This is a genomic window from Streptomyces sp. NPDC001852, from assembly GCF_042891825.1.
Classification (GTDB): Bacteria; Actinomycetota; Actinomycetes; order Streptomycetales; family Streptomycetaceae; genus Streptomyces.
Genome location: NZ_JBIATN010000020.1, coordinates 31,945 through 52,660 on the forward strand (window position 1 = coordinate 31,945; position 20,716 = coordinate 52,660).

Sequence of the window (20,716 nt, forward strand, 5' to 3'; positions counted from 1 at the left end):
TTCCGACCCCTTACAGCTTCATCAGGCTGGCGTCGTCGACCGAGGCCGAGTGGCGGGTACGGAACAGCGACACGATGATCGCGAGGCCCACCACGACCTCCGCGGCGGCGACGACCATCGTGAAGAAGGCGATGATCTGGCCGTCGAGGTTGCCGTGCATCCGGGAGAAGGTGACGAACGCGAGGTTGCAGGCGTTCAGCATCAGCTCGATGCACATGAAGACCACGATGGCGTTGCGCCGGATCAGTACGCCGGTCGCGCCGATCGTGAACAGCAGGGCGGCGAGGTAGAGGTAGTTGACCGGGTTCATTTCGACGCCTCCTCGGGCCGCTTGAACGTCGCCGGTTCGATCGCCTTGCGCTCCAGGCGTTCCTGCGCTCGCTGCTCCAGCGCCCGCAGGTCATTGAGCGCCTCCGCCGACACGTCGCGGATCTGGCCGCGTTCGCGCAGTGTCTTGCTGACCGTCAGCTCGGACGGGGTGCCGTCGGGGAGGAGGCCCGCGATGTCGACGGCGTTGTGCCGGGCGTAGACACCGGGGGCGGGCAGCGGCGGCACGTGTTTGCCCTCGCGGACGCGCTGTTCGGACAGCTCGCGCTGGGTCTTGGCGCGCTCGGTGCGCTCGCGGTGGGTGAGCACCATGGCGCCGACGGCGGCCGTGATCAGCAGGGCGCCGGTGATTTCGAAGGCGAAGACGTACTTGGTGAAGATGAGGGAGGCGAGGCCCTCCACATTGCCGTTCGCGTTCGCCTGGCCCGTGCCGGCGAATTCCTTCAGGGAGGCGTTGCCGATGCCGGCGAACAGCAGGACACCGAAGCCGACGCCACACAGAAGGGCCAGCCAGCGCTGGCCCTTGATGGTCTCCCTCAGCGAGTCCGCGGCCGTGACGCCGACGAGCATCACCACGAACAGGAACAGCATCATGATCGCGCCGGTGTAGACGACGATCTGCACGATGCCCAGGAAGTAGGCGCCGTTGGCGAGGTAGAACACCGCCAGGACGATCATGGTCCCGGCGAGGGAGAGCGCGCTGTGCACGGCCTTCTTCATGAAGACGGTGCACAGGGCGCCGATCACCGCGACGGTGCCGAGGACCCAGAACTGGAAGGCCTCACCGGTGGAGGTGGTGTAGGCGGCGAGCTGCGCGGTCATCGGCCGATCACCTTCTCCGAGGCCGGCTCCTCCTCGCCGAAGGTGGACGCGGCCTCCTGCGGGACCTCTCCCTTGGACAGGGCAACCTGGCGGACCGTGCCGGGAGCGGCATGGGTGACGAGGCCCCGGTAGTAGTCCTGCTCGTCGGTCCCCGGGAAGATCGCGTGCGGCGTGTCGACCATGCCCTCTTCGAGCCCGGCGAGGAGTTGTTCCTTGGTGTAGATGAGGTTGGCGCGGCTGGAGTCGGCCAGTTCGAACTCGTTGGTCATCGTCAGCGCGCGCGTGGGGCACGCTTCGATGCACAGGCCACACAGGATGCAGCGGGCGTAGTTGATCTGATAGACGCGGCCGTACCGCTCGCCCGGCGAGTAGCGTTCCTCGTCGGTGTTGTCGGCGCCCTCCACGTAGATGGCGTCGGCAGGACACGCCCACGCGCACAGCTCGCAGCCGACGCACTTCTCCAGGCCGTCCGGATGGCGGTTGAGCTGGTGCCGTCCGTGAAACCGCGGAGCCGTGGTCTTCTTCTGCTCCGGGTACTGCTCGGTCAGCCGCTTCTTGAACATGGCCTTGAAGGTCACGCCGAAGCCGGCCACGGGGTTCAGGAAACCGGGCTTGGTCTCCTTGGGCTCCTCAGCCATCGGACGCCTCCTTTCCATCCGAAGATCCGTCACTGACAGTGTCCGACCCACCACTGACAATCAGCTCCCGCTCGTGGCGCGGGCGGCGCCTCGGCACCGCAGGCAGCTCCTGTCCGGGCAGCGGAGGTACGGGGAATCCGCCCGCCATCGGGTCGAATCCGGTCTGCTCGGCGGCAGGTTGCTCGGCCGCCTTGGCCTTCTCCCGGAACATGTCCGCGACGAAGGAGATCAGCAGCAGGGCGAGCACTCCGCCCACGACGGGCAGCGCGATGCTCGGGAAGTCGTAGTGCTCGTTGCGCAGGGCCCGTACGGTCGCCACCAGCATCAGCCAGGTCACGGAGACCGGGATGAGGACCTTCCAGCCGAGCTTCATCAGCTGGTCGTAGCGCACGCGAGGGAGCGTGCCGCGCAGCCAGATGAAGAAGAACAGCAGCAGCTGAACCTTGATCACGAACCAGAGCAGCGGCCACCAGCCGTGGTTCGCGCCCTGCCAGAAGGAGCTGATCGGCCAGGGGGCGCGCCAGCCGCCGAGGAACAGCGTGGTCGACACGGCCGACACCGTCACCATGTTCACGTACTCGGCGAGCATGAACATCGCGAACTTGATCGACGAGTACTCGGTGTTGAAGCCGCCGACCAGGTCGCCTTCGGACTCCGGCATGTCGAAGGGGGCGCGGTTGGTCTCGCCGACCATCGTGACGATGTAGAGGACGAACGAGACCGGCAGCAGCAGGATGTACCAGCGGTCGTGCTGCTGCGCCACGATCGTGGACGTCGACATCGACCCCGAGTACAGGAACACGGAGGCGAACGCGGCGCCCATGGCGATCTCGTAGGAGATCATCTGCGCGCAGGAGCGCAGGCCGCCGAGGAGCGGGTAGGTGGATCCAGAACTCCAACCCGCCAGCACGATGCCGTAGATGCCGACGGAGGCGACCGCGAGGATGTAGAGCAGCGCGATCGGCAGGTCGGTGAGCTGCATCGTGGTGCGGGTGCCGAAGATCGAGATCTCGTTGTCGGCCGGGCCGAAGGGGATCACCGCGATCGCCATGAAGGCCGGGATGGCCGCGACGATCGGCGCCAGGACGTACACCACCTTGTCGGCGCGCTTGACGATGATGTCTTCCTTGAGCATCAGCTTCACGCCGTCGGCGAGCGACTGGAGCATGCCCCAGGGACCGTGCCGGTTCGGGCCGATGCGCAGCTGCATCCAGGCGACGACCTTGCGCTCCCAGACGATGGAGAACAGCACGGTGACCATCAGGAAGGCGAAGCAGAACACGGCCTTGACGACGACCAGCCACCAGGGGTCGCGGCCGAACATCGAGAGGTCTTCAGCTGCGAGGTACGGGCTCATGCCTCCACCTCCTTGGGGGCCTGTTCGGCGGGTGCCGGCGGGCCGATGCGGACGAGTGAGCCGGGCTGTGCGCCGGTGTCGGAGGCGACGCCCGCGCCGACGGAGTTCAGCGGAAGCCAGACCACCCGGTCGGGCATCTCGGTGATCCGCAGCGGGAGTTCGACGGTGCCGGAGGGGCCGGTGACCGCGAGGACGTCGCCTTCCTGGACGCCCGCCTCGGCGGCCGTCGCCGCCGACACGCGCGCGTGCGCGGCGTGCCGGGTGCCGGCGAGCGCCTCGTCGCCCTCCTGGAGAACGCCCTGGTCGAGGAGGAGCCGGTGCCCGGCGAGTACGGCCTCGCCGGCGGCCGGACGGGGCAGCGCGCCCGCCGACTCCTGGGGTTCGGAGGCGCGCGGACCGTCCCAGGGACCGAGCCGGTCGATCTCCGCGCGCGTGGTGCGCAGATCCGGCAGACCCAGGTGGACGTCCATGGCATCGGCCAGCATCTGCAGCACGCGCGCGTCGGTCGGTGCCAGGTGGCGGGTCATCTGGTCGGGCTTGAGGGCGGCGTCGAAGAAGCGCACCCTGCCTTCCCAGTTGAGGAACGTGCCGGCCTTCTCGGCGACCGCGGCGACCGGCAGGACGACGTCGGCGTGCGTGGTGGCCTCGCTGGGCCGCAGCTCCAGCGACACCAGGAAGCCGACGCTGTCGAGTGCCTCACGCGCGCGTGCCGGGTCGGGCAGGTCGGCGACCTCCACCCCGGCGACCACGAGTGCCGACAGTTCGCCGGTGGCGGCCGCCTCGACGATGTCGTGGGTGTCGCGGCCGTAGCGCGACGGGAGTTCGGCGAGGCCCCATGCGGCCGCGACCTCCTCCCGCGCGCGCGGGTCGGTCGCCGGGCGGCCGCCCGGCAGCAGCGACGGCAGCGCGCCCACCTCGACGGCACCGCGCTCACCGGCCCGGCGCGGGATCCACACCAGGTGGGCGCCGGTCGCGGTGGCGGCGCGTACGGCGGCGGTGAGGCCGCCGGCGACCGCGGCGAGCCGCTCACCGACGACGATGACCGCGCCCTCGGCGCGCAGGGCCTGGGCGGCGCGGGTGCCGGGCTCCTCCAGGCCCACGCCGCTCGCGAGGGCGTCCAGCCACTCGGTCTCGGTGCCCGGCGCGGCCGGCAGCAGGGTGCCGCCCGCCTTCTGAAGGCCCCGGGTCGCGTGCGTGGCCAGCGCGAACACCTTCTGCTTGCGTTTGCGCCACGCCTTGCGCAGCCGCAGGAAGACGCCGGGCGCCTCCTCCTCCGACTCGAAACCGACCAGCAGGACCGCGGGCGCCTTCTCCAGGGAGGTGTACGTGACACCCGTACCGTCGAGGTCACGGCCGTGCCCGGCCACCCGCGAGGCCAGGAAGTCGGCCTCCTCGCCGCTGTGCACGCGCGCGCGGAAGTCGATGTCGTTGGTGTCGAGCGCCACGCGCGCGAACTTGCTGTACGCGTAGGCGTCCTCGACAGTGAGCCGGCCGCCGATGAGGACGCCGGCCCGGGAGCGGGCAGCGGTCAGGCCCCGCGCGGCCGCCTCCAGGGCCTCGGGCCAGGACGCGGGCTCCAGGGCGCCGTCGGCGTTGCGCACCAGGGGAGTGTCGAGGCGGTCCTTGAGCTGCGCGTACCGGAACGCGAAGCGTCCCTTGTCGCAGATCCACTCCTCGTTGACCTCGGGGTCGTTGGCGGCGAGCCGCCGCATGACCTTGCCGCGCCGGTGGTCGGTGCGGGTGGCGCAGCCGCCGGAGCAGTGCTCGCACACCGACGGCGAGGAGACGAGGTCGAAGGGGCGGGAGCGGAAACGGTAGGCCGCCGAGGTGAGCGCGCCGACCGGGCAGATCTGGATGGTGTTGCCGGAGAAGTACGACTCGAACGGGTCGCCCTCGCCGGTGCCGACCTGCTGCAGCGCACCCCGCTCGATCAGCTCGATCATCGGGTCGCCGGCGATCTGGTTGGAGAACCGGGTGCACCGGGCGCACAGCACGCAGCGCTCGCGGTCGAGCAGCACCTGGGTGGAGATCGGTACGGGCTTTTCGTAGGTGCGCTTCTTGCCGTCGAAGCGGGACTCGGCACTGCCGTGCGACATGGACTGGTTCTGCAGCGGGCACTCGCCGCCCTTGTCGCAGACGGGGCAGTCCAGCGGGTGGTTGATGAGCAGCAGCTCCATCACGCCGTGCTGGGCCTTCTCGGCGACCGGCGAGGTGAGCTGGGTCTTCACCACCATGCCGTCGGTGCAGGTGATGGTGCAGGACGCCATGGGCTTGCGCTGGCCCTCGACCTCGACGATGCACTGACGGCATGCACCGGCGGGGTCGAGCAGGGGGTGGTCGCAGAACCGGGGGATCTCGATGCCGAGCTGCTCGGCGGCCCGGATGACCAGGGTGCCCTTGGGCACGCTGATCTCGATGCCGTCGATCGTCAGCGTGACGAGGTCTTCCGGCGGGACCGCCGTCTCTCCCCCACCGGCGGGAGCACTGGTGGTCACGGTCATGCGTTCACCTCCGGGCGGTGCGCCCAGGCCGTCGACTTGGCCGGGTCGAAGGGGCAGCCCCGGCCCGTGATGTGCTGCTCGTACTCCTCACGGAAGTACTTCAGCGAGGAGAAGATCGGGGACGCGGCGCCGTCGCCGAGGGCGCAGAAGGACTTGCCGTTGATGTTGTCGGCGATGTCGTTCAGCTTGTCGAGGTCGGACATGACGCCCTTGCCGGCCTCGATGTCCCGCAGCAACTGCACCAGCCAGTACGTCCCCTCCCGGCACGGCGTGCACTTGCCGCAGGACTCGTGGGCGTAGAACTCGGTCCAGCGGGTCACCGCCCGCACCACACAGGTGGTCTCGTCGAAACACTGCAGGGCCTTGGTGCCGAGCATCGAGCCGGCGGCGCCGACGCCCTCGTAATCAAGAGGGACGTCCAGGTGCTCGTCGGTGAACATCGGCGTCGAGGAGCCGCCCGGTGTCCAGAACTTCAGGCGGTGGCCGGGCCGCATGCCGCCGCTCATGTCGAGGAGCTGGCGGAGCGTGATGCCGAGGGGCGCCTCGTACTGGCCGGGGCTCGCGACGTGGCCGCTGAGCGAGTAGAGCGTGAAGCCCGGGGACTTCTCGCTGCCCATCGACCTGAACCAGTCTTTCCCGTTTTTCAGGATCGCGGGAACCGACGCGATCGACTCGACGTTGTTCACAACAGTCGGACAGGCGTAGAGGCCTTCCACCGCAGGGAAGGGGGGACGGAGCCGCGGTTGACCACGGCGGCCTTCGAGCGAGTCCAGCAGTGCGGTCTCCTCACCGCAGATGTACGCGCCGGCGCCGGCGTGCACGGTGATCTGGAGATCGAGTCCGCTGCCCAGGATGTTCTCGCCGAGGTAGCCCGCCGCACAGGCCTCGCGCACGGCCTCGTGCAACCGCCGCAGAACGGGAACGACTTCACCACGCAGATAGATGAAGGCATGCGACGACCTGATGGCATAGCACGCGATCACCATGCCCTCGATGAGGCTATGCGGGTTCGCGAAGAGGAGCGGGATGTCCTTGCAGGTCCCGGGCTCCGATTCGTCGGCGTTGACAACTAGATAGTGCGGTTTTCCATCACCCTGCGGAATGAACTGCCACTTCATTCCGGTCGGGAACCCCGCGCCGCCGCGGCCGCGCAGCCCGGACTCCTTGACGTAGGCGATCACGTCGTCCGGGGACATGGCGAGCGCCTTGCGGAGTCCCTCGTACCCCTCGTGCCTCCGGTAGACGTCCAGAGTCCAGGACCGGTCCTCGTCCCAGAAGGCCGACAGCACGGGTGCGAGCAGCTTCTCGGGGCTCGAGTCCTTCAGTTCGGGTGCCACGGTCATCACTCCCCCTCCTCTGCAGTAGGCCCTGCGGGGTGAGCCGGGTCGGAGGCCGATGTCTCCTGCGGCGCATCATGGGAACTGAGGTGCTCGGCCGGCGACGGCTCGTGCACCCTGTCCTGCGGTTCCTCGTGGGGACCTCCGCGCGGATGGACCACGCGCGCGGGTGCGGCCTCTCCCCTTGCCAGGCGAAGGCCCACCAGCGACGCGGGTCCCGCACCGCCGCCCTCCTCGACGGCCCCGGGCCGCTCGTCGGGGAAGCCGGCCAGGATCCGCGCGGTCTCCTTGAACGTGCACAGCCGCGCCCCGCGCGTGGGCTGTACGGGCCGTCCTGCGCGCAGATCGTCGACCAGGCGCTTGGCGCTGCCCGGCGTCTGGTTGTCGAAGAACTCCCAGTTGACCATCACGACCGGCGCGTAGTCGCAGGCCGCGTTGCACTCGATGTGCTCCAGGGTGACCTTGCCGTCGTCGGTGGTCTCGCCGTTGCCGACGCCCAGGTGCTCCTGGAGCGTCTCGAAGATCGCGTCTCCGCCCATCACCGCGCACAGCGTGTTGGTGCACACGCCCACCTGGTAGTCGCCGGAGGGCTTGCGGCGGTACATGGTGTAGAAGGTGGCGACGGCGGTGACCTCGGCCGTGGTCAGGTTCAGCATGTCCGCGCAGAACTGCATTCCGGTGCGCGTGACATGGCCCTCCTCGGACTGCACGAGGTGGAGCAGCGGGAGCAGGGCGGACCGGGAGTCCGGGTAGCGCGCGATGACCTCGCGCGCGTCCGCCTCCAGCCGGGCCCGGACGTCGTCCGGGTAGGCGGGCGCGGGCAGTTCGGGCATGCCCAGGCTGACGCCCCGCTCCGAAGAAGAGGTGGTCACCGGTCGACGCCTCCCATCACGGGGTCGATGGACGCGACGGCGACGATCACGTCGGCGACCTGGCCGCCTTCGCACATTGCCGCCATGGCCTGCAGGTTGGTGAAGGACGGGTCACGGAAGTGGACCCGGTAGGGGCGGGTGCCGCCGTCGGAGACGGCGTGCACGCCGAGTTCGCCCTTGGGGGACTCGACGGCCGCGTACGCCTGTCCCGGCGGGACGCGGAAGCCCTCGGTGACGAGCTTGAAGTGGTGGATCAGGGCTTCCATAGAGGTGCCCATGATCTTCTTGATGTGGTCGAGGGAGTTGCCGAGTCCGTCCGGTCCCAGGGCGAGCTGGGCGGGCCAGGCGATCTTCTTGTCGGCGACCATGACCGGGCCGGGCTGGAGACGGTCCAGGCACTGCTCGACGATCCCGAGCGACTGGCGCATCTCCTCCAGGCGGACCAGGAAGCGGCCGTAGGCGTCGCAGGTGTCGGCGGTCGGGATCTCGAAGTCGTACGTCTCGTAGTCGCAGTACGGCTGTGCCTTGCGCAGGTCGTGCGGCAGGCCGGTGGAGCGCAGGATCGGGCCGGTGGCGCCGAGGGCCATGCAGCCGGCCAGGTCGAGGTAGCCGATGTCCTGCATGCGGGCCTTGAAGATGGGGTTCCCGGTGGCGAGCTTGTCGTACTCCGGGAGGTTCTTCTTCATCTTCTTCACGAACTCGCGGATCTGGTCCACCGCACCGGGCGGCAGGTCCTGGGCGAGTCCGCCGGGGCGGATGTACGCGTGGTTCATCCTGAGGCCCGTGATGAGCTCGTAGAGGTCGAGAATCATTTCACGATCACGGAAGCCGTAGATCATGATCGTGGTCGCGCCGAGCTCCATGCCGCCGGTGGCGATGCACACCAGGTGGGAGGAGAGCCGGTTCAGCTCCATCAGGAGCACCCGGATGATCTTGGCGCGCTCGGTGATGTCGTCCTCGATGCCGAGGAGTTTCTCGACGGCGAGGCAGTAGGCGGTCTCGTTGAAGAAGGACGTCAGGTAGTCCATGCGCGTGACGAAGGTGGTGCCCTGCGTCCACGTGCGGTACTCGAGGTTCTTCTCGATGCCGGTGTGGAGGTAGCCGATGCCGCAGCGGGCCTCGGTGACCGTCTCGCCCTCGATCTCCAGGATCAGACGGAGTACTCCGTGGGTGGAGGGATGCTGGGGACCCATGTTGACGACGATCCGCTCGTCGTCCGCGCGGGTCGCGGACTGGACGACCTCGTCCCAGTCGCCACCGGTGACCGTGTAGACGGTGCCCTCGGTGGTCTCGCGCGCGGAGGCGGCCGACGCGGCGGATGCTGACTGCGTGCTCACGAGTACGACCTCCGCTGGTCCGGAGCCGGGATCTGGGCGCCCTTGTACTCGACGGGGATGCCGCCGAGCGGGTAGTCCTTGCGCTGCGGGTGGCCCTGCCAGTCGTCCGGCATCATGATCCGCGTCAGGGCCGGGTGACCGTCGAAGAGGATTCCGAAGAAGTCGTAGGTCTCGCGCTCGTGCCAGTCGTTCGTCGGATAGACGGGGACGAGGGACGGGATGCGCGGATCGGCGTCGGGGGCGCTGACTTCGAGGCGGATCAACCGGTTGTGGGTGATCGAGCGCAGGTGGTACACGGCGTGCAGTTCGCGGCCCTTGTCGTGCGGGTAGTGGACGCCGCTGACGCCGGTGCAGAGCTCGAAGCGCAGGGCCGGGTCGTCGCGCAGGGTGCGGGCGACGCGGAGCAGGTGCTCGCGTTCGATGTGGAAGGTGAGCTCGCCGCGGTCGACGACCGTCTTCTCGATGGCGTTGCCGGGGAGGAGGCCCTGTTCCTCCAGAGCCCCCTCCAGCTCGTCGGCGACCTCGTCGAACCAGCCGCCGTAGGGACGACTCGCCGGTCCCGGGAGCCGGACCGAGCGGACCAGGCCGCCGTAGCCGGAGGTGTCGCCGCCGTTGTTGGCGCCGAACATGCCGCGCTGGACGCGGATCTCCTCGCCGCCCTGGCCGCGCTGGCCGGGGAGGTTGGAGGCGGAGAGGTCCTTCTCGGGGTTCACCCCGTTCGCGGACCCGTTCACGCCGCCCGTGCCGTTGCCGTTCGCGTCGCTCACCGCAGCAGCCCCTTCATCTCGATCGTGGGCAGGGCCTTGAGCGCCGCCTCCTCGGCCTCGCGGGCGGCCTCTTCGGCGTTGACGCCGAGCTTGGAGGACTGGATCTTCTGGTGGAGCTTGAGGATCGCGTCCATCAGCATCTCGGGGCGGGGCGGGCAGCCCGGCAGGTAGATGTCGACCGGGACGATGTGGTCGACGCCCTGGACGATCGCGTAGTTGTTGAACATGCCGCCCGAGGAGGCGCAGACGCCCATGGAGATCACCCATTTCGGGTTGGGCATCTGGTCGTAGACCTGCCGGAGCACCGGCGCCATCTTCTGGCTGACCCGGCCGGCGACGATCATCAGGTCGGCCTGGCGCGGTGAGCCGCGGAAGACCTCCATGCCGAAGCGCGCCAGGTCGTACCGGCCGGCGCCGGTGGTCATCATCTCGATGGCGCAGCAGGCGAGGCCGAAGGTGGCCGGGAAGACGGACGCCTTGCGCACCCAGCCCGCGGCCTGCTCGACGGTGGTCAGCAGGAAGCCGCTCGGCAGCTTTTCTTCGAGTCCCATGTCCTAAGGCCCCTCAGTCCCATTCCAGGCCGCCGCGCCGCCATACGTACGCGTACGCGACGAAGACGGTGAGCACGAAGAGCAGCATCTCCACGAGCCCGAAAATCCCCAGGGCGTCGAAGGTGACGGCCCAGGGGTAGAGGAAGACGATCTCGATGTCGAAGACGATGAAGAGCATCGCCGTCAGGTAGTACTTGATGGGGAAGCGCCCGCCGCCGGCCGGCGTGGGGGTCGGCTCGATGCCGCACTCGTAGGCCTCGAGCTTGGCGCGGTTGTACCGCTTCGGACCGATCAGCGTGGCCATGACCACGGAGAAGATCGCAAAGCCTGCCCCGAGGGCTCCCAGTACGAGGATGGGCGCATACGCGTTCACCGCTCCTCGCTCCTCTCAGTCGGCGCTGACTGCTGGCGGTTGCACTGGTGCACTGCGCTCACTTCCGCCTCACCGGCCCCACGAACCCCGCCGTCCCGGGCGAAGATCGAGAACATGTGAAGCAGGTCACAAGCCCAGTTGCCACGCATCTTATGCCCGCCGCTCTGTGATCTGCGACACGGGGTATTGCACGAGCTTTGTGATCTCCACCACCTGACGAAGGATCATGAAGTCGGATGATGAGTGATCTTCATACGCGAAGCGTTCAGCTGATCACGAGAAGTGACATTTTTGCTTGTCATCGCAGGCCGGAAGGTGCGTCTCAATATCAAGAGAGTTCCGCTGCATGCAAATTGGCGTTGGGCGCCGGCGCCTGCTAGAGGGGCGCGTTCACACATCAGAGGGAGGCGTGAGGTGCGGTGTGGACGCGGGTGTGGACGCGTGCACACATTCACGAGCTCCGCGCGCACGGGACGCCACGATTCCGGTGACCGTTCCGTGACCTCCGCCACATCGACGAGAGGCGTCCGAGAACCGGGCTTGGCCAACAACCGCAACCGGTGGTAGGCGGGGGGCAATTCGGACGTAATGATCAAAGACCGTGATCAAGCCCTTGATCACCGACGTCCGCAATGTCCGTTACGGCGTCAATAAAGAGCGACACGCCCGGGATTCCAGGTCTCGATTGAGCAACTGTGGCGCAGCACACGTTTCTTGAAGATATGAAGGAGCCCCTGGTACCGGTTATTCCCATGTCCCACACCGCTCACATACGCAGCCACCGGAAACCCCGCCGCAGCGCGTCGACCCTCGCGATGCGGGCCGGAGTTGCCGGTGGCGTCCTCAGCACCCTGGCAGTCGCCGGGGCGTCCGGCGCGGCGAACGCGGCCGAGCCGGTGACGCAGACCCTCGAACTGCCCACCCTGACGGCCGACCTGGCCGCTCAGGCAGCCAAGTCCGCGGACGCCACCCAGCAGGCCGCCGCGAACTACCAGCTGCAGGCCGAGCGTGACGCAGCCGCCGCAAACGCCGCGAAGCAGGCCAAGGCGGACCTCGCCGAAGCGAAGCAGAAGGCCGCCGAGGCCAAGAAGAAGGCCGAGGAGGCCGCCCGCACGGAGGCCGCCGCGCGTGCCTCGCGCAACGCGGAGCGGACGACGCTCGCCGCCACGGACAGCGGCAGCACCTCCACGAGCGGTTCCACGGCCACCGGTTCGGCCGCCGCCATCGTCGCCTTCGTCAAGGCGCAGATCGGCAAGGCGTACGTCTCGGGGGCCACCGGCCCGTCGGCGTACGACTGCTCCGGTCTGGTGCAGACGGCCTTCAAGCAGGTGGGCGTCAGCCTGCCGCGCGTCTCCCAGGACCAGTCCACGGCCGGCACCCAGGTGTCGCTGAGCAACCTGCAGCCGGGCGACATCCTGTACTGGGGCAGTGCGGGCAGCGCCTACCACGTCGCGGTGTACGTGGGCGACGGCATGTTCGTCGGTGCGCAGAACCCCTCCAGCGGCGTCGGTGAGCACCCGCTGTCGTACGACCCGCCGACCGGCGCCGTGCGGGTGCTCTGAAGCACTCCCGCGCCTCTCACGCGCGTAGGGCCGCAGCCGCTCGGGGGCAGCGGCCCTTGCGTCGTTCCCGGCGCTGCGTCGGTCCCGGCGCTGCGTCGGTCCCGGCAGTGCGTCGTTCCCGGCACGTCAGAGCGCCGGTTCCTGACATGCTCGGCTCGGGCCGCCGTCCGGCGGTCCGTCCATGAGCGAAGGAGACCGCGCCATGCCACGCGTTTTCGTCCAGGGAACGCCCGCCGACCACTACCCCCGCCACGCCCCCGAGGCCGGGCGCGGCGCGGTGCGCCGGATCACCGAGGTCGGCGAGGAGGTCCTGCACAAGCCGTGCCGGGACGTCACGGAGTTCGGGCCCGACCTCGCCGCACTCATCGACGACATGTTCCTCACCCTGTACGTCGCCGAAGGGGCGGGACTCGCGGCGAATCAGGTAGGGGTCGATCTGCGGCTGTTCGTGTACGACTGCCTCGACGACGAAGGAGTCCGACATGTCGGGCACATCGTCAATCCGGTGCTCGAAACGCCCACGACCGGGCGGCGGTTGCTGGACGAGGGCGAGGGCTGCCTGTCGGTGCCGGGCGCGGTGATGGCCGTACCGCGGCCGGACCGGGCCGTCGTGCGGGGGCAGGACAGGGACGGCAACCCCGTCGTCATCGGGGGCACGGGGTACTTCGCGCGCTGCCTCATCCACGAGACGGACCACACCAACGGGTACATCTACCTGGATCGGCTCTCCAAGAGGGAGAAAAAGGACGCGCTGCGGCAAATGGCGGCCCGGCGTGACGAGGTGTTCGCCTGCCGGGCCGCCCGCGCCGAGGAGCTGAGCCGGGCCTGAAGAAGGCTCAGGCCTTCGGCGCCACCTTGCTCAGGCCGTTGATGATGCGGTCCATCGCGTCGCCGCCCGTGGGGTCGGTGAGGTTCGCCAGCAGCTTGAGGGTGAACTTCATCAGCATCGGGTGCGTGAGACCCCGCTGGGCGGCGATCTGCATGACCTTCGGGTTGCCGATGAGCTTCACGAAGGCGCGGCCCAGCGTGTAGTAGCCGCCGTAGGTGTCCTTGAGGACGCGCGGGTAGCGCTGCAGGGCGATCTCGCGCTGGGCGGGTGTGGCACGCGCGTGTGCCTGGACGATGACGTCGGCGGCGATCTGGCCGGACTCCATGGCGTAGGCGATGCCCTCGCCGTTGAAGGGGTTCACCAGGCCACCGGCGTCACCGACGAGCAGCAGGCCGCGCGTGTAGTGGGGCTGGCGGTTGAAGGCCATGGGGAGGGCGGCGCCGCGGATGGGGCCGGTCATGTTCTCGGGGGTGTAGCCCCAGTCCTCCGGCATGGAGGCGCACCAGGCCTTGAGGATCTCGCGCCAGTCCAGCTCCTTGAAGGAGGCGGAGGTGTTCAGCACCCCGAGGCCCACGTTCGACGTGCCGTCGCCCATGCCGAAGATCCAGCCGTAGCCGGGCAGCAGCCGGTCCTGGGAGCCGCGGCGGTCCCACAGTTCCAGCCAGGACTCCAGGTAGTCGTCCTCGTGGCGGGGGCTCTCGAAATACGTCCGGACCGCGACGCCCATCGGGCGGTCCTCGCGGCGGTGCAGCCCCATCGCGAGGGACAGCCGGGTGGAGTTGCCGTCGGCGGCGACGACGAGCGGCGCGTGGAAGGTGACCTCGCGCTTCTCCTCGCCGAGCTTGGCGGTGACGCCGGTGATGCGGCCGGTGCGGTCGTCGATGACCGGGCCGCTCACGTTGCACCGCTCGTACAACCGCGCCCCCGCCTTCTGGGCGTTGCGGGCGAGCTGCTCGTCGAAGTCGTCGCGCTTGCGGACCAGTCCGTAGTTCGGGTAGGAGGCGAGTTCCGGCCAGTCCAGCTGGAGTCGGACGCCGCCGCCGACGATGCGCAGGCCCTTGTTGCGCAGCCAGCCGGCCTCCTCGGAGATGTCGATGCCCATGGCGACGAGCTGCTTGACCGCGCGCGGGGTGAGGCCGTCGCCGCACACCTTCTCGCGCGGGAACTCGGTCTTCTCCAGGAGCAGGACGTCGAGACCGGCCTTGGCGAGGTGGTACGCGGTGGTGGAGCCGGCCGGCCCCGCGCCCACGACGATCACATCGGCGGTGTTCTCGGAGAGGGGCTCGGTCACGACGGTCACGGCGGGATCTCCCCAAGTTCGAAATCAATGTGCCGACCGGCACTGGACATGGGCAGTCTATTCAGCAGAATTGATCACCCGGCTGAAGGGCTGCCCTGTGAACCGACCTCTCCCCGTGGTACGGCTGCGCGTTCCCACCCACGAGGACGCGATCGCCTGGCACCGGGTCTTCGACGACCCAGAGGTCATGGAGTTCTACGGCGGCAAACCGGCGGCGCTGTCGGTGTACGAGGAACTCACCGCGCGGCAGCGACGGCACGACGCCGAGCTCGGCTTCTGCCTGTGGACCATGCTGGACGAGACCGGTGAGGTCATCGGCTTCACCGGGGCGCAGCCGTGGCGGCCGGACTGGGGTCCGGTCGGCGAGACGGAGATCGGCTGGCGGCTGGGCCGCGCCCACTGGGGCAAGGGGTACGTCACCGCGGCCGCGCGCGAGACCCTCGAGCGGGTGCGGGCGGCCGGGGTCGAGGAGGTGGTGGCGATGGTCCGGCCGGGCAACGAGCGGTCGATCGCGGTCACCCGGCGGCTCGGCATGGAACCGGCGGAGAGCTATCCCCACCCCACGCTGGACGAGCAGGCCCTCTGCTTCCGGCTCCGGCTCGATCCCGTGCCCCGAACCGGCCTGAAGCCCGACACCGCCGATCACACAGAGTAGCCGTCTGTCACAGAAAGACACCAACGCCTTCCGGCCGGGGCGCGCGGGGGTTACCCTTCCAGTACCGCTGGGGGTGACATCTGTGCGCATAACACCCAAAACACCCGAAGTGCGCGTACCGCGGCTGGTCGGACTGATGGCCGTGGACGCGCGCGAAACGGCCCGGGCGCAGGGCCTGTTCCTCAATGCGCCGGACCGCCCGGACTTCCACCTCGCGGTCGTCGACTACGTCGTACGCCAGTACCCGCAGCCCGGCGCCGAGGTGCCCAGGGAATCCATGGTGTACGTGTGGTTCGACTTCGGTGAGGGAGAGGGCGGCGGAGGCGTGCGCGAGCCACGCATCCCACGGCCGCCCGCCGGTGGCCTCCAACGCGAACTCGGTGAACCCGGTGACGCCTTCGAGATGATCAACCGCTAGGCCCCGCCCGTCGAGCCCGGACGGCCTCAGCTCTCCTTGAAGCCCCGGTGCAGCGCGACCACGCCGCCGGTGAGGTTGCGCCAGGCCACCTTCGACCAGCCCGCCTTGCGCAGCCGCTCGGCGAGGGCCGGCTGGTCGGGCCAGGCGCGGATGGACTCGGCGAGGTAGACGTACGCGTCCGGGTTCGAGGAGACCGCGCGCGCGACCGGCGGCAGCGCCCGCATCAGGTACTCGGTGTAGACGGTCCGGAAGGGCGCCCAGGTCGGGTGCGAGAACTCGCAGATCACCACGCGTCCGCCGGGCCGGGTCACCCGGTACATCTCCCGTAGGGCCCCGTCGAAGTCCTGCACGTTGCGCAGCCCGAAGGAGATCGTCACGGCGTCGAAGGTGTCGTCCTTGAACGGCAGCCTGGTCGCGTCGCCGGCCGTGAACGGCAGCCAGGTGTGCTTCTTCTTGCCGACCTGGAGCATCCCGAGCGAGAAGTCGCACGGGACGACGTACGCGCCCGTCCGCGCGAAGGGCAGCGAGGAGGTGGCCGTACCGGCGGCGAGGTCGAGGACCTTCTGCGCGGGGCGCGCGTCGACCGCCTTCGCCACCTCCTTGCGCCAGCGCCGGTCCTGGCCGAGCGACAGCACGTCGTTCGTCAGGTCGTACCGTTCCGCCACGTCGTCGAACATCGAGGCGACTTCGTGCGGCTGCTTGTTCAGGGAAGCGCGGGTCACCCGCTCATTGTTGCAGCCCGGTCCCACGGCAGGAGCCTCGGCTTCCCGCGGTACGCCTCGAAGGCGGGCACGTTCCAGAGCCGGTCGAACAACTGCAGTGGGATGAGACAGAGTTCGGGGGCATTCGGGAGGGAGTTCTCCGGCTGAGCGGGCGGGGCGGCCCGCGGCCCGCCCGCGCCGAATGCTCCGGCGAACGCGTTGGCTAAGCTGCCGAATCCATGGTCATCCGGGCGTGTGCCGAGCGCTCGGTGGTTGAGACAGGGGGCGGTTGTGGAGCCGTTGCGGCCGGAAGATCCGCGCGTGCTCGGGGCGTACCGGATGATCGGGCGACTCGGGGCAGGTGGGATGGGCCGTGTCTATCTCGCGCGCAGCGGAGGTGGGCGGACCGTCGCGGTCAAGGTCGTACGGGCCGACCTGGCCGAGGACGGGGAGTTCCGGCGGCGTTTCCGGCATGAGGTGGAGGTGGCGCGGGCCGTCTCCGGGCCGTACACCGCTCCGGTGGTGGACGCGGACACCGAAGGCCCGCTGCCCTGGCTGGCCACGACGTACGTGCTCGGCCCCTCCCTGGAGGACGTGATCGCCCAGCATGGTCCGTTGCCGGAGACGAGCGTGTGGGCGCTGGCCGGCGGGTTGGCCGAGGCACTGCGCGGCATCCACGGAGCGGGGCTGGTGCACCGGGATCTCAAGCCGTCCAACATTCTGCTGACCGCGGACGGGCCGCGCGTGATCGACTTCGGCATCGCCCGGGCCATCGACGGCGAGCGCCTCACCAGCACCGGAGTCGTGGTGGGTTCACCCGGTTTCATGTCGCCGGAGCAGGCCATGGGGAAGGCGGTGGGGCCCGAGGGCGACGTCTTCTCGCTCGGTGTCGTCCTCGCGTACTCCGCCTCCGGGCAGATGCCGTTCGGGATGGGCGCCGCGGCGTCGCTGCTGTACCAGGTGGTGCATGAGCAGCCGGATGTGAGCGGGGTGCCGGAGGCGCTGCGGGCACTGGTCGCGGCATGCCTGGTCAAGGATCCGGCTCAGCGGCCCACACCCGAGCAGATCGTCGACGGCGTTGCGCGCCTGGGGTTCTCGGTCGTGGCCGGAGCCTGGCTGCCGGCGCAGGTGGCCTCCACCATCGCCCAGCACGCTGCTCGGATTCTCGACCTGGACACGCCGCCGGAGGGCTCGTCCCCCGTTCCGGCGGCGGCCGGGCCGTCCTACACGCCGACGCAGGTCGTACCCCCCTCGGGCGGCCTGGTGGGCACCGGGTCCGCCGGCGGAACTCCGACGCGGCGGCGGTTCCTGGCGGGCGCGGCCGTCGTCGGGGCGCTGGGCGTCGCAGGTGGCGGAGCCGCCTACGCGCTGATACCCGGCGGCAAACCGACGCCGAAGCCGAGCCCGACGGGCAGCGGCACACCGGCTCCGCGGCGTACCCGGTTCCCGGGCGGTGTGGCGCCGGCACTCTGGGCGTACACCGGCGGCGACCCGAGGAACTCGCTCGTGGCCGTCTCCGGAAACACGGTGATCCTGCCGCAGGTCCCGCCGGTCGGCCTTGCCGTGGGCACGGGCCGGCGCACGTGGTCGAGCTCGGCCACCTTCGCTCACCCGACCGGGCTGATACCCATGCTCGTGACGGACAGCGCCTTCGTCGCCCTGGACCGGAAGTCGCATGTCATCCAGGTGGACCCGGCCACCGGCAAGCCGACGTGGCAGTGGCCCAAGCCGTCGAACCTCGCCTCCATCGCCACGTTCGTCGCCGCGGATGACAAGGCCATCTACGCCTTCGGGTCCGGCAGTCCCACCACGGACGGCCCCGACCCGGGTCCGGGCAAGCGCCGTACGGTGCTGCTGAGCATCGACATCGGTACCAGGCGCGAACGCTGGCGCGTGCCACTCGACGGGAAGAAGCCCGTCTCACTGTCCTCGGGCACCGTGTCGGGCGACCACCTCGTCTATACCGACGACGCCACCAAGGCGTTGCACGTCCGCGATACGGCCGACGGCCGCTTGGCCTGGTCCGAGCCTGTTGAGGAGGGGGGCTACCTGCCCGCAGTGGACAACGGCACCGTGTTCACCAACGCCCAGCACATCGTCGCCTACGGCCTGGCCACGGGCAGAAAGAAGTGGACGGCACTCAGCCACGACTCAGACAGCGCCTTCAGCGCCCCACGGGTCGCGGACGGCGTGCTGTACGTCGGCGACGACCGAGGTGTACACGCTCTCAGCGCCTCCGACGGTCGGAAGGTCTGGTCGCGGAACATCGACGGAGGAACCAACGGCATGGATCTCGTGGTGACCGCGACCGGGGTGTACGTCGGCAGCGGCGACGGGTCCAACGGCGTTTACGCACTGGACCGCCGCACGGGGGAAATCCTCTGGAACTTCCGCACCAGCCAGATCTCGAAGACCGAAGACCTCTGGGTACTGGCCGACGGCGGCAACTGCATCGTCGCCTGCACCGCCGGGTACGTCTTCGGCCTCCCCGCTGTGTGACGTCGGCCGTCTAGCGGCGGCGGTACACCAGGCGTCCGGAGACGACCGTCGCGACGCAGCAGGCGGCGCCGCGTTCGGCGAGGGCGGCCTCGTCCGGCGCGTCGAAGGCGGCGAAGTGCGCGGGCCGTCGTTCCGGGCCCGGTGGCGCGAGCGGCAGCGCCAGGGCCTCCGTCAGGCTCCGGCCGGCCAGTGGGTCGAGGGTCGGCCGGCCCGGCGGATCCCCGTAGCGCTGCTGGACGTCCATCCCCGCCCGGACCACGGCGTCGCGCGCGAAGGGCCGCCACCGCTCCCCCGCCACCGCGACGGTGCCGTGCGCCAGCATCCGCTGCACCCCGCGCCGCGCGCTCGCGCCCCAGCGGGCGTCGGTCAGCTCCAGCGCGGCGAGGGCCCGGCCGGTCAGCGGCTCGGTGCCCAGTTCGCCGGCCTCGCGCGGGTCGGGATGGTAGGCCTGCTCCAGCAGTTCGGGCCCGTACGGGTTCACCAGTCCCGGCGCGAGCAGCCCCGGCCAGCGGCGCACCCGCGCGGTCGGAAACGCCGCCGTCAGTTCCTCGTACGGCCCCGTGGCGGTGATCTCACGCCCGTCGACAAGCACCGCCCCACCCGGCAGAGAAGGCCGCCCGTCCCCGGGAACCAGCAGGTCAGCGGTGTGAATCGTCAGCAAAACGGCCTCAGTTGGACGCCAGCAGCTTCAGTTCGGGGTGGGCCGTGCCGCCTTCGATCGCCGTCGAGGAGATGTGGGACATCACCCGCTCGTCGACGGGGTCGTTCGCCGGGTCGTCGTGGACGACCAGGTGCTCGTACGTCGTGGCGCGCTGCGCCGGGACCCGGCCCGCCTTGCGGATGAGGTCGATGATCTCCAGGCGGTTGGAGCGGTGCCTGGCGCCGGCCGAGGAGACCACGTTCTCCTCCAGCATGATCGAGCCGAGGTCGTCCGCGCCGTAGTGCAGCGACAGCTGGCCGACCTCCTTGCCCGTGGTCAGCCACGAGCCCTGGATGTGCTGGACGTTGTCGAGGAAGATGCGGGCGATGGCGATCATGCGGAGGTACTCGAAGATCGTCGCCTGCGTCCGGCCCTTCAGGTGGTTGTTCTCGGGCTGGTAGGTGTACGGGATGAAGGCCCGGAAGCCGCCCGTGCGGTCCTGCACGTCCCGGATCATCCGCAGGTGCTCGATGCGCTCGGCGTTCGTCTCGCCCGTGCCCATCAGCATGGTCGAGGTGGACTCCACGCCCAGCCGGTGCGCGGTCTCCATGATCTCCAGCCAGCGCTCGCCGGACTCCTTCAGGGGCGCGATGGCCTCGCGGGGGCGCTCGGGGAGGAGCTCCGCGCCGGCGCCGGCGAAGGAGTCGAGGCCGGCCTCGTGGATCCGGGTGATGGCCTCCTCGACCGGCACACCGGAGATACGGGCCATGTGCTCGACCTCGGAGGCGCCCAGCGAGTGGATCACCAGCTGCGGGAAGGCCTCCTTGATGGCCCGGAAGTGCTTCTCGTAGTACTCGACGCCGTAGTCCGGGTGGTGGCCGCCCTGGAACATGATCTGGGTGCCGCCCAGCTCGATCGTCTCCGCGCAGCGGCGCAGGATGTCGTCGAGGTCGCGGGTCCAGCCCTTCTCCGTGTCCTTGGGGGCCGCGTAGAAGGCGCAGAACTTGCACGCCGTGACGCACACGTTCGTGTAGTTGATGTTCCGCTCGATGATGTACGTCGCGATGTGCTCGATGCCGGCGTACTTGCGGCGGCGCACGGCGTCAGCGGCGGCGCCCAGCGCGTGCAGGGGGGCGTCGCGGTAGAGGTCGAGCGCCTCTTCCGGGGTGATCCGCCCACCGGCAGCGGCACGGTCGAGGACAGACTGGAGGTCGGCCTTCTCGGTCACCA

20 protein-coding genes are annotated in these 20,716 nt (G+C 69.6%); 5 read left to right on the top strand and 15 right to left on the bottom strand.

The window, feature by feature from the left end:
• Positions 1-10 precede the first annotated feature (10 nt).
• From nuoK to ACFYZB_RS30015, 11 genes are read right to left on the bottom strand one after another with little or no spacing between them, the layout of a single operon-like run.
• Positions 11-310, bottom strand: a complete 300-nt coding sequence (nuoK, locus tag ACFYZB_RS29965) for an NADH-quinone oxidoreductase subunit NuoK (RefSeq protein ID WP_023547474.1) — start codon at positions 308-310, stop codon at positions 11-13.
• Positions 307-1,149, bottom strand: a complete 843-nt coding sequence (locus tag ACFYZB_RS29970; protein WP_351211255.1) for an NADH-quinone oxidoreductase subunit J — start codon at positions 1,147-1,149, stop codon at positions 307-309. The genes nuoK and ACFYZB_RS29970 overlap by 4 nt, the downstream gene beginning before the upstream one ends.
• Positions 1,146-1,787, bottom strand: coding sequence for an NADH-quinone oxidoreductase subunit NuoI (gene nuoI, locus ACFYZB_RS29975; protein ID WP_351211257.1), 642 nt, complete (start codon positions 1,785-1,787; stop codon positions 1,146-1,148). Before nuoI ends, ACFYZB_RS29970 begins: the two co-directional genes overlap by 4 nt.
• Positions 1,780-3,144, bottom strand: coding sequence for an NADH-quinone oxidoreductase subunit NuoH (nuoH, locus tag ACFYZB_RS29980; protein ID WP_388763952.1), 1,365 nt, complete (start codon positions 3,142-3,144; stop codon positions 1,780-1,782). The genes nuoI and nuoH overlap by 8 nt, the downstream gene beginning before the upstream one ends.
• The gene (locus tag ACFYZB_RS29985; protein ID WP_388763954.1) at positions 3,141-5,645 is read right to left on the bottom strand and encodes an NADH-quinone oxidoreductase subunit G; all 2,505 of its coding nucleotides are present in this window, start codon (positions 5,643-5,645) and stop codon (positions 3,141-3,143) included. The genes nuoH and ACFYZB_RS29985 overlap by 4 nt, the downstream gene beginning before the upstream one ends.
• The gene (gene nuoF / locus ACFYZB_RS29990) at positions 5,642-6,991 is read right to left on the bottom strand and encodes an NADH-quinone oxidoreductase subunit NuoF (protein ID WP_351211263.1); all 1,350 of its coding nucleotides are present in this window, start codon (positions 6,989-6,991) and stop codon (positions 5,642-5,644) included. The genes ACFYZB_RS29985 and nuoF overlap by 4 nt, the downstream gene beginning before the upstream one ends.
• Positions 6,988-7,854: an NADH-quinone oxidoreductase subunit NuoE gene (gene nuoE / locus ACFYZB_RS29995; protein WP_351211265.1), complete on the bottom strand. Its 867-nt coding sequence runs from the start codon at positions 7,852-7,854 to the stop codon at positions 6,988-6,990. Before nuoE ends, nuoF begins: the two co-directional genes overlap by 4 nt.
• On the bottom strand, positions 7,851-9,191 hold the full coding sequence (locus tag ACFYZB_RS30000; protein WP_351211267.1) for an NADH-quinone oxidoreductase subunit D: 1,341 nt from the start codon (positions 9,189-9,191) through the stop codon (positions 7,851-7,853). The genes nuoE and ACFYZB_RS30000 overlap by 4 nt, the downstream gene beginning before the upstream one ends.
• Complete coding sequence (locus ACFYZB_RS30005; RefSeq protein WP_388763956.1) at positions 9,188-9,958, bottom strand: NADH-quinone oxidoreductase subunit C; 771 nt, start codon at positions 9,956-9,958, stop codon at positions 9,188-9,190. The genes ACFYZB_RS30000 and ACFYZB_RS30005 overlap by 4 nt, the downstream gene beginning before the upstream one ends.
• Positions 9,955-10,509: an NADH-quinone oxidoreductase subunit B family protein gene (locus ACFYZB_RS30010; RefSeq protein ID WP_007383964.1), complete on the bottom strand. Its 555-nt coding sequence runs from the start codon at positions 10,507-10,509 to the stop codon at positions 9,955-9,957. The genes ACFYZB_RS30005 and ACFYZB_RS30010 overlap by 4 nt, the downstream gene beginning before the upstream one ends.
• A 13-nt stretch (positions 10,510-10,522) precedes the next feature.
• The gene (locus tag ACFYZB_RS30015; protein ID WP_003992243.1) at positions 10,523-10,882 is read right to left on the bottom strand and encodes an NADH-quinone oxidoreductase subunit A; all 360 of its coding nucleotides are present in this window, start codon (positions 10,880-10,882) and stop codon (positions 10,523-10,525) included.
• A gap of 752 nt (positions 10,883-11,634) precedes the next feature.
• On the opposite strand from ACFYZB_RS30015, the gene ACFYZB_RS30020 reads away from it, so the two are divergent.
• Both ACFYZB_RS30020 and def read left to right on the top strand, forming a co-directional pair.
• Entirely contained in the window at positions 11,635-12,444 is an 810-nt protein-coding gene (locus ACFYZB_RS30020) for a C40 family peptidase (protein WP_351211271.1), read from the top strand.
• 202 nt (positions 12,445-12,646) lie between these two features.
• Entirely contained in the window at positions 12,647-13,273 is a 627-nt protein-coding gene (def, locus tag ACFYZB_RS30025; protein WP_388763957.1) for a peptide deformylase, read from the top strand.
• 7 nt (positions 13,274-13,280) lie between these two features.
• Here the strand turns inward: def and ACFYZB_RS30030 are convergent, their stop codons facing one another.
• Entirely contained in the window at positions 13,281-14,573 is a 1,293-nt protein-coding gene (locus ACFYZB_RS30030) for a geranylgeranyl reductase family protein (RefSeq protein WP_351211275.1), read from the bottom strand.
• A gap of 97 nt (positions 14,574-14,670) precedes the next feature.
• On the opposite strand from ACFYZB_RS30030, the gene ACFYZB_RS30035 reads away from it, so the two are divergent.
• On the top strand, positions 14,671-15,228 hold the full coding sequence (locus ACFYZB_RS30035) for a GNAT family N-acetyltransferase (RefSeq protein WP_388763960.1): 558 nt from the start codon (positions 14,671-14,673) through the stop codon (positions 15,226-15,228).
• A 109-nt stretch (positions 15,229-15,337) separates the two neighbouring features.
• Positions 15,338-15,646, top strand: a complete 309-nt coding sequence (locus ACFYZB_RS30040) for a PASTA domain-containing protein (RefSeq protein ID WP_228625056.1) — start codon at positions 15,338-15,340, stop codon at positions 15,644-15,646.
• 26 nt (positions 15,647-15,672) lie between these two features.
• Here ACFYZB_RS30040 and ACFYZB_RS30045 read toward each other — a convergent pair whose 3' ends face one another.
• Positions 15,673-16,368 carry a demethylmenaquinone methyltransferase gene (locus tag ACFYZB_RS30045; RefSeq protein ID WP_388763962.1) on the bottom strand — a complete coding sequence of 232 codons (696 nt, stop codon included), beginning with the start codon at positions 16,366-16,368 and terminating at the stop codon, positions 15,673-15,675.
• A gap of 318 nt (positions 16,369-16,686) precedes the next feature.
• On the opposite strand from ACFYZB_RS30045, the gene ACFYZB_RS30050 reads away from it, so the two are divergent.
• Positions 16,687-18,846: a PQQ-binding-like beta-propeller repeat protein gene (locus ACFYZB_RS30050; protein ID WP_388764135.1), complete on the top strand. Its 2,160-nt coding sequence runs from the start codon at positions 16,687-16,689 to the stop codon at positions 18,844-18,846.
• A 10-nt stretch (positions 18,847-18,856) separates the two neighbouring features.
• Here the strand turns inward: ACFYZB_RS30050 and ACFYZB_RS30055 are convergent, their stop codons facing one another.
• The gene (locus ACFYZB_RS30055) at positions 18,857-19,507 is read right to left on the bottom strand and encodes a hypothetical protein (RefSeq protein WP_388763963.1); all 651 of its coding nucleotides are present in this window, start codon (positions 19,505-19,507) and stop codon (positions 18,857-18,859) included.
• Between the two features lie 7 nt (positions 19,508-19,514).
• Positions 19,515-20,714 carry a cyclic dehypoxanthinyl futalosine synthase gene (gene mqnC, locus ACFYZB_RS30060; RefSeq protein ID WP_388763964.1) on the bottom strand — a complete coding sequence of 400 codons (1,200 nt, stop codon included), beginning with the start codon at positions 20,712-20,714 and terminating at the stop codon, positions 19,515-19,517.
• Positions 20,715-20,716 lie beyond the last annotated feature (2 nt).

Bases quoted from the DNA above. Each gene is read 5' to 3' on its own strand.
- nuoK (WP_023547474.1), bottom strand. From the start codon at position 310: ATGAACCCGGTCAACTACCTCTACCTCGCCGCCCTGCTGTTCACGATC.
- ACFYZB_RS29970 (WP_351211255.1), bottom strand. From the start codon at position 1,149: ATGACCGCGCAGCTCGCCGCCTACACCACCTCCACCGGTGAGGCCTTC.
- nuoI (WP_351211257.1), bottom strand. From the start codon at position 1,787: ATGGCTGAGGAGCCCAAGGAGACCAAGCCCGGTTTCCTGAACCCCGTG.
- nuoH (WP_388763952.1), bottom strand. From the start codon at position 3,144: ATGAGCCCGTACCTCGCAGCTGAAGACCTCTCGATGTTCGGCCGCGAC.
- ACFYZB_RS29985 (WP_388763954.1), bottom strand. From the start codon at position 5,645: ATGACCGTGACCACCAGTGCTCCCGCCGGTGGGGGAGAGACGGCGGTC.
- ACFYZB_RS30010 (WP_007383964.1), bottom strand. From the start codon at position 10,509: ATGGGACTCGAAGAAAAGCTGCCGAGCGGCTTCCTGCTGACCACCGTC.
- ACFYZB_RS30020 (WP_351211271.1), top strand. From the start codon at position 11,635: ATGTCCCACACCGCTCACATACGCAGCCACCGGAAACCCCGCCGCAGC.
- def (WP_388763957.1), top strand. From the start codon at position 12,647: ATGCCACGCGTTTTCGTCCAGGGAACGCCCGCCGACCACTACCCCCGC.
- ACFYZB_RS30050 (WP_388764135.1), top strand. From the start codon at position 16,687: ATGATCGGGCGACTCGGGGCAGGTGGGATGGGCCGTGTCTATCTCGCG.